6 protein-coding genes are annotated in these 6,957 nt (G+C 60.0%); 1 reads left to right on the top strand and 5 read right to left on the bottom strand.

Going from position 1 to position 6,957, the window contains the following annotated elements; all coding sequences use genetic code 11:
* Positions 1–718, top strand: a 718-nt coding sequence (locus tag ACIY1O_RS15825) for an SDR family NAD(P)-dependent oxidoreductase (protein WP_397476062.1), incomplete at its 5' end; no start/stop codon positions are given.
* A 25-nt stretch (positions 719–743) separates the two neighbouring features.
* Here ACIY1O_RS15825 and ACIY1O_RS15820 read toward each other — a convergent pair.
* The 5 genes from ACIY1O_RS15820 to cphA all read right to left on the bottom strand — a co-directional run bounded on the left by ACIY1O_RS15820 (position 744) and on the right by cphA (position 6,890).
* A complete protein-coding gene (locus ACIY1O_RS15820; protein WP_397476061.1) occupies positions 744–1,196 on the bottom strand; it encodes an HIT family protein in 453 nt (150 codons plus the stop codon).
* A 67-nt stretch (positions 1,197–1,263) separates the two neighbouring features.
* Positions 1,264–2,052: an indole-3-glycerol phosphate synthase TrpC gene (gene trpC, locus ACIY1O_RS15815; protein WP_397476060.1), complete on the bottom strand. Its 789-nt coding sequence runs from the start codon at positions 2,050–2,052 to the stop codon at positions 1,264–1,266.
* Between the two features lie 105 nt (positions 2,053–2,157).
* Entirely contained in the window at positions 2,158–3,189 is a 1,032-nt protein-coding gene (trpD, locus tag ACIY1O_RS15810; protein ID WP_397476059.1) for an anthranilate phosphoribosyltransferase, read from the bottom strand.
* 18 nt (positions 3,190–3,207) lie between these two features.
* Complete coding sequence (locus tag ACIY1O_RS15805) at positions 3,208–3,780, bottom strand: anthranilate synthase component II (protein WP_397476058.1); 573 nt, start codon at positions 3,778–3,780, stop codon at positions 3,208–3,210.
* A gap of 524 nt (positions 3,781–4,304) precedes the next feature.
* Positions 4,305–6,890 (bottom strand): cyanophycin synthetase, encoded by a 2,586-nt coding sequence (gene cphA, locus ACIY1O_RS15800; RefSeq protein ID WP_397476057.1) that lies wholly within the window; start codon positions 6,888–6,890, stop codon positions 4,305–4,307.
* Positions 6,891–6,957 lie beyond the last annotated feature (67 nt).

The raw sequence follows: 6,957 nt of genomic DNA, 5'->3' as shown, positions 1-6,957 counted from the left end.
CCTCGATCAGGAAGAGGCCGAAGCGGTAAGAAAAGAGATTGAAGGGCTAGGAGGCGAAGCAGTAGTTTGTGCCGGGGACGTTACCGCTGCCGATTTTGGAGAACGTTTCGTACGGGCTGCAATCGATAACTACGCAGGGCTGGACATTATCGTTAATAACGCCGGCTATACCTGGGACAGTGTCATCCAGAATATGAGTGACGAGCAGTGGTATGCCATTATCGACTGTCACTTGACGGCCCCGTTTCGTATTCTTCGTGCGGCTCAGCCAGTGATCAAAAGCCTGGTGCGAGCGGAACAAGACGAAGGCAAAGGCCATAACCGTAAGGTGGTCAACATTTCGTCGATAACAGCACTGTCCGGGCAGGCTGGACAAGTCAACTATGGCGCTGCCAAGGCCGGCATCATCGGGCTGACCAAGTCGCTGGCCAAGGAATGGGGGCGCTTGAAGACCAACGTCAACTGCGTGGTATTCGGTCTGATCGAAACCCGTCTTACGGCTACAAGCAGCGAAGCAGACGCAAGCATACAAGTGGGGCAGCAACGCATTTCGGTAGGCATCCACCCCGACTACCTCGACAAACTGCAAAGCGGGATCCCGCTTGGATACGCCGGTTCTCCGGAAGACGCGGCGAACGCGGTGTACCTGTTGTGCCTTCCGGAATCAAACTATATTTCGGGCGAGACTGTCTTGTGCTCCGGCGGCTATACGGGCTAGGTTCGAGAAGCGGCAGCCGCTCAGTTCACAAGGCATCCAACGCAAGTCGCAAGGCGGCATGATAAGTAGGCAGTAAGCGCTGTTGCTGCTCTGTAAAGTTTTGCCAGGCAAGCTGCTGCTCGGCGCTGCGCTGCTGAGGCTCGGCCCAGACCGCATCCGGAAAATGAGTATCTAGCGACCAGCGAGGAATGACATGCCAATGCAAGTGCGGCACCTGGTTGCCGAATTGCGCCAGGTTCACCTTGAGCGGCACCAGCTCTTTGCGCATTACCGTTTCCACCACCCACACAGCATTCATCAAATGCTCACGCGCCGGCGGGTGAAGATCGGTCATTTCAGTGACGTGATCGTTCCAGATGACACGCGTATAGCCGGGAAAGCCGCTATCCGGCACGCCAATAACGCGCAGCCGCTCGCTTCGCCAAATTTCGATCGGGCTGGGGGTGGGCAGACAAAGCGGGCAAGATGTTGAATTCATTATGTTGAACACCGATGTGTCAGCGCCAAGCGACTGCGCGGCAAGCCAGGCATTGCCGAGCTGTGGGTTAAAAGAACAGCTCTTTCAAGGCCGCGCCGGGCTCTTCTGCGCGCATGAAGCGTTCGCCCACCAAGAAAGCGTCTACGCCGTGCGAGCGCATAAGCTCGACATCTTCTCGAGCCAGAATGGCGCTTTCTGTGACGACGCGCTTACCTTCGGGAATGAGAGGCAGCAGGTCGATCGTGTTTTGTAGCGATATTTCAAAGGTGCGCAGGTTGCGGTTATTAATGCCGATCAGCGGCGTCTTCAATTGCAGGGCGGCATCCAGCTCGTCGCGATCGTGTACTTCTGCAAGTACGTCCATGTCCAGTTCCATGGCCAGGCTTTCAAGCTCTTTAAGCTGATCCCGGCTAAGGGCGGCCACGATCAGCAGTACGCAGTCGGCTCCCAGGGCGCGGGCGTGGGCGATCTGGTAGGGGTCGACCATGAAGTCCTTGCGCAGCACGGGCAGCGAGCACGCGGCGCGGGCCTGGCGCAGGTAGTCGTTCGAACCCTGGAAATACTGTACGTCGGTTAGCACCGATAGGCAGGCGGCTCCGTGCGCCGCATACGAAGAGGCGATCTCACCGGGATTGAAGTTCTCGCGGATGATGCCTTTTGAAGGAGAGGCTTTTTTGACTTCGGCAATGACACCCGGTTTACCCTGTGAAATCTTGTCTTCGATGGCGCGGATGAAGCCGCGTACGTCTTTGCGGCTTTTGGCTTCGCGCAGCACGTCAGATTCGCTGCGCATTTGGCGCGAAGCGGCGACCTCGGATTTTTTGGTGGCGAGGATTTTTTCTAGTATGTCGTTCATCGGTTTTTCTCCGGTGTCGGCGTAATGATATTTGGTGGTATGCAGGTAAACGTTGAGACCCGCGTGTTAGTCGGCCAGGCGCAAGGGTGCCTGGCCGGTAGGGCGTCAGGCCCGCAGTTTTTGCGTAAAAGCCGCGAAATCTTCGAGTTTTGCGCGGGCGGCGCCACTTTCCACTGCTTCAAATGCTAGCTTCAAACCTTGTTGGATGGAATCCGCTTTATTGCCGGCATATATTGCCAGGCCGGCGTTGAAGGCTACGATATCACGGGCGGCGCCCGGCACGTTGTCTAGTGCCTCTTTAATAAGCTGGGCGGATTCCTCTCGGTTTTCGACTTTGAGCGAGCGGTTTGAAACCATGGACATGCCGAAATCCTCGGGGTGAATCTCGTACTCGCTTACTTTTCCATCTTTCAGCTCACCCACCAAAGTGGGCGCGCCCAGCGATGCTTCGTCCATGCCGTCCTTGCCATGCACAATCAGTACGTGCTTGGAGCCCAGGCGCTGAAGCACCCGTACCTGTATGCCCACCAAGTCGGAGTGAAACACCCCCATCAACTGGTTCGCTGCGTTGGCGGGATTGGTCAGGGGCCCCAGGATGTTGAAGATGGTCTTGACGCCAAGCTCTTTGCGCAGAGCGGCGACGTTTTTCATGGCGCCGTGATGGGCCGGCGCAAACATGAAACCGATGCCTGTGTGCTCCATGCACTCGTTGATCTGCTCGGGGTTTAGATCGATATTGATGCCCAGGGCCTCGACCACGTCTGCGCTGCCCGACGAAGAAGAGGCGCTGCGCCCGCCGTGCTTGGCGATCTTGACGCCGGCCGCCGCCGCCACGAACATGGCGGCGGTCGAGATGTTGAAGGTCTTGCTGCCGTCGCCGCCCGTTCCGCACATATCAAGCAGGTCGTCGGGGTTGTGGGTCTGCACTTGCAGGGCGAACTCGCGCATTACTTCGGCGGCGGCGGTAATTTCGCCGATGGTTTCCTTTTTGACGCGCAAGCCCATGATCAGGGCTGCGGCGGTTTGCGGCTGCATTTCGCCGCGCATCAGCAGGCGCATCAGGTGCACCATTTCTTCGTGGAAGATTTCACGGTGCTCGATACAGCGCGCCAGGGCGTCGGTGGGAGTGATGATCATGATTATTCCTTGGTTTCTTTAAATATTCAGAAAATTGCGCAGCAGGGCGTGCCCATGCTCGCTGAGTATCGATTCGGGATGGAATTGCACGCCATAGACCGGCAAGGTCTTATGGCGCACACCCATGATTTCCCCGTCGTCGCTTTCGGCGGTGATCTCCAGGCAGTCAGGCATGGAGTCGCGCTCGATGACCAGCGAGTGGTAGCGGGTAACGGTGTAGGGCGAGGGCAGGCCGTCGAAAACGTCGGTGCCGGCGTGGGTGATGGGCGAGGTCTTTCCATGCATTTGTTTACCCGCCCTGACGATGTTGCCGCCGAAGGCCGCGCCGATGGACTGATGCCCCAGGCAGACGCCCAGAATCGGTGTTTTCCCCGCGAAGCTGCGGATCAGTTCCACGGAAATGCCCGCCTCGGCCGGAGAGCGAGGGCCGGGCGAGATGCAAATGCGGTCGGGCCGCATTTGTGCAATATCTTCGACCGTGACCTGGTCGTTGCGCAATACGGTAACGTCTTCGCCGAGTTCGCCGAAATACTGCACCAGGTTGTAGGTGAATGAGTCGTAGTTGTCCAGCATCAGCAGTTTCATGAGCATGCCTTGATTCGTTCGGTTGTCGTCCGCGCGGCGGGAACCGCCTGAGGGCGGGCCGGGGCAGTATTGCGGGGTTGAATCAAGCTGATGCGCCATCGCCGGCCATTTTCCGACACGTCCAAAAGCCGGCCGCGACGAAGCAAACGAGCGCTGGCTGCCTGGTGAACTGCGATGGAGAATGTGGGGCTGGACATCGGTGTGGCTCCTTGCTTGGAGCCGCCGTGCCGGGATGCATGTTTGCTGATTACTGACTGGAACTTGCCTACCGGTACGGCGGCAAGTTGCGGTTCGTGACCGCGACGACATGCCGCTTCTTATGAGAAGCGCCACCAGATGGTGTTGAAGCAGGTCGGGTTCAGTAGGTTCATGACAAGTGAAATTGCGTAGTGCTTGTTCGTGCAATGCTGATTAACTCAGCGCTGATTATGCGGTGCTTGCGGTATTGCTAAAAAACATTGGCAAGCCGACAAGATATTACCCGATGCATTGCTGTCTCGTCCAGCGAATGTTATTCAGCGACCGCGCCATTAAGTGACAGCCGTATTGCTTTCTTGCACCAGCCGTTCAATGTATGCCAGCGCCGCGTCAACCTGATCGATCAGAATCAGGCATAGATCGCCTGCCTCCAGGCCGTTCAAGCCGGCATCTATGGCCGGAAACTCACCCGATATTTCGACGATGTCGCGCGTGCGTTTGGCGCTGGCCAGACCCTGTTTCAGCAGCGCCATCACCTCGCCGTCTTGGCGGCCGCGCTGGCATTGGCCTTCGTATAGCACGACACGGTCAAAGGCGTCACCCAGAATTTCTGTCTGGCGGCTCAGGTCTTGGTCGCGCCGGTCGCCGGGGCCGCTGACGACCACCGTGCGCCGGCCGGCGGGCAGCGCTTCAATGGCGCTCACCAGTGCCCGCATAGCGTCGGGATTGTGGCCGTAATCGATAATTATTTCTGCGCCGCGCAGGCGAAAACGGTTAAATCGGCCGGGCGCGGTACCGGCATTGCTGACGAAATTACTCAAGCGTTCGCGTACGCTGTCCCAAGGCAGGCGCAAGGCCCAGGCCGCACCGACGGCGGCCATGACGTTCTCTACCTGGAAACGGAGGCGCCCGTTGTCGGTAAGGGGTATGTGCGCCAGGGGCAGCCGGACGCAATTGTCTTGATGCGCAGCAACAATGTCGTTGCCGTCGCGGTAAACCACTTTCATTCCTTGTGCATGGTGCGCGGCCACCACTCGGTGGTGTCGGTCGTGAGCAAAGAAAATGACCGCAGCCCGGCAACTGGCCGCCATGGGCACCACGAGTGAGTCCATGGCATTGAGCACCGCTGCGCCGTTCGGCCCTACGTTTTCGACGATAACCCGCTTGACCATCGCCAGGTCTTCGGCCGTGCTGATGTAATTAAGGCCCAGGTGGTCGCCCGCGCCGATGTTGGTGACCACGGCGACGTCACAGCGGTCAAAGCCAAGGCCTTCCCGTAAGATGCCGCCGCGCGCCGTTTCGAAAGCAGCGGCGTCCACGTCGGGATGCATCAAAACATTGCGCGCGCTGCGCGGGCCGCTGCAATCGCCGGTGTCGATTCGGCGGTTGCCTATGTAGATTCCGTCCGAGTTGGTCATGCCCACCGTGCGGCCGCCAGCGCCCAACATGTGGGCGATCAGGCGCACGGTGGTGGTTTTGCCATTGGTGCCCGCCACGGCGGCAACGGGTATGCGGCCGTCGTCGCCGGGCTCGAACAGCGTTGAGATAATGGCCTCGCCTACCGCTCGGCCCTTGCCGAACGAGGGCGACAGATGCATGCGCAACCCGGGCGCGGCATTGACTTCGACTATGCCGCCGCTTTGGTCTTCAAGCGGGCGTATCACGGTGTCGGCTACGACGTCCACGCCGCATACATCCAGCCCCACCGCCTTGGCGGCCGCCACGGCGCGCGCGGCGAACGCGGGGTGGACGTCTTCGGTGACGTCGGTGGCGGCGCCGCCGGTGCTAAGGTTTGCATTGTCGCGCAGTACCACGCGCGCGCCGGGCGCCGGTACCGACTCGGGCGTATATCCGTGCTTGGCCAAGGTGGCCAGTGCAATTTCGTCGAGCCTGATCTTGGTTAAGGAGGTGGCGTGGCCTTCTCCCCGCCGAGGGTCCTGGTTCACGTCGTCCACCAATTCGCGGATGCTGCGTTTGCCGTCGCCGTTGACGCTGGGCGGATCGCGGCGTGCGGCGGCCACCACCACGTCGCCTACGACCAGCAGACGAAAGTCATGCCCGGGGAAATAGCGTTCGACAATGATGTCGTGGCCATGCGACGCAGCAACGCGGTAGGCCTCGCAAATCTGTTCGCGCGACGAGATGTTCACCGCCACGCCTTTGCCCTGGTTGCCGTCCCTGGGCTTTAGTACGATTGGTACGCCGATTTCTTGCGCGGCCGCCCAGGCATCGTCGGCGTCTTTCACGGGCCGGCCAAGGGGTACTGGCACGCCCGCGGCATGTAGCAAGCGTTTGGTCATTTCTTTGTCTTGTGCAATCGACTCGGCAATGGCGCTGGTGTGGCTGGTTTCAGCCGCCTGGATGCGACGCTGGCGGCGGCCCCACCCGAACTGGACCAGGCTGCCGCTGGTCAGTCTGCGAAACGGTATGCCGCGCGCAACGGCGGCTGCAACAATGGCGCCGGTGCTTGGCCCGAGTCTTTCTGATTCATCGATCTCGGCCAACTCGCTTAGTGCGGCGGCCAGGTCGAACGGCGTGTTCTCGAGGGCGGCGGCGATCAAGCGGCACGCCAATGCAAAGGCCCGGCGCCCCACGGCCTCTTCGCCGTATTCAACCACTACCTGATACATGCCTGTCTCGATCGTGGGCACACAGCGTGAGAAGGTGGCCGCGCAACCGGCTTGTAACTGCAGTGCCAGAGTTGTGGCGCCCAGGACGCAGGCGAGCGGCACGGCCCGGTCATGGCCGGCGGGCTGCAGCACGCCGATGGCCGGAAAGCGCGCGCGCAAGCGGTCTTCGAAGCCCGGCAGATTGGCAATATCGTATTCCTGCGGATCACAGGACACAACGGCCTCGAGCGCGGTGCGACGGCTCCATAGATTGGGGCCTCGCAGGGCCCGGAGGCGAGAAACGTTCATGATTCAGGTCTTGAGAGGTGAACGGGTTATATGAAGCGCTTCAGTGGGTAGTGACCAACGCCGGGTG

This window comes from Pusillimonas sp., from assembly GCF_044464525.1.
Taxonomy (GTDB): domain Bacteria; phylum Pseudomonadota; class Gammaproteobacteria; order Burkholderiales; family Burkholderiaceae_B; genus Pusillimonas.
The sequence above is the reverse complement of the archived record's forward strand: the minus strand, read 5'-3'. Positions and strand labels throughout refer to the sequence as shown.

Bases quoted from the DNA above. Each gene is read 5' to 3' on its own strand.
- ACIY1O_RS15820 (WP_397476061.1), bottom strand. From the start codon at position 1,196: ATGAATTCAACATCTTGCCCGCTTTGTCTGCCCACCCCCAGCCCGATC.
- trpC (WP_397476060.1), bottom strand. From the start codon at position 2,052: ATGAACGACATACTAGAAAAAATCCTCGCCACCAAAAAATCCGAGGTC.
- trpD (WP_397476059.1), bottom strand. From the start codon at position 3,189: ATGATCATCACTCCCACCGACGCCCTGGCGCGCTGTATCGAGCACCGT.
- ACIY1O_RS15805 (WP_397476058.1), bottom strand. From the start codon at position 3,780: ATGCTCATGAAACTGCTGATGCTGGACAACTACGACTCATTCACCTAC.
- cphA (WP_397476057.1), bottom strand. From the start codon at position 6,890: ATGAACGTTTCTCGCCTCCGGGCCCTGCGAGGCCCCAATCTATGGAGC.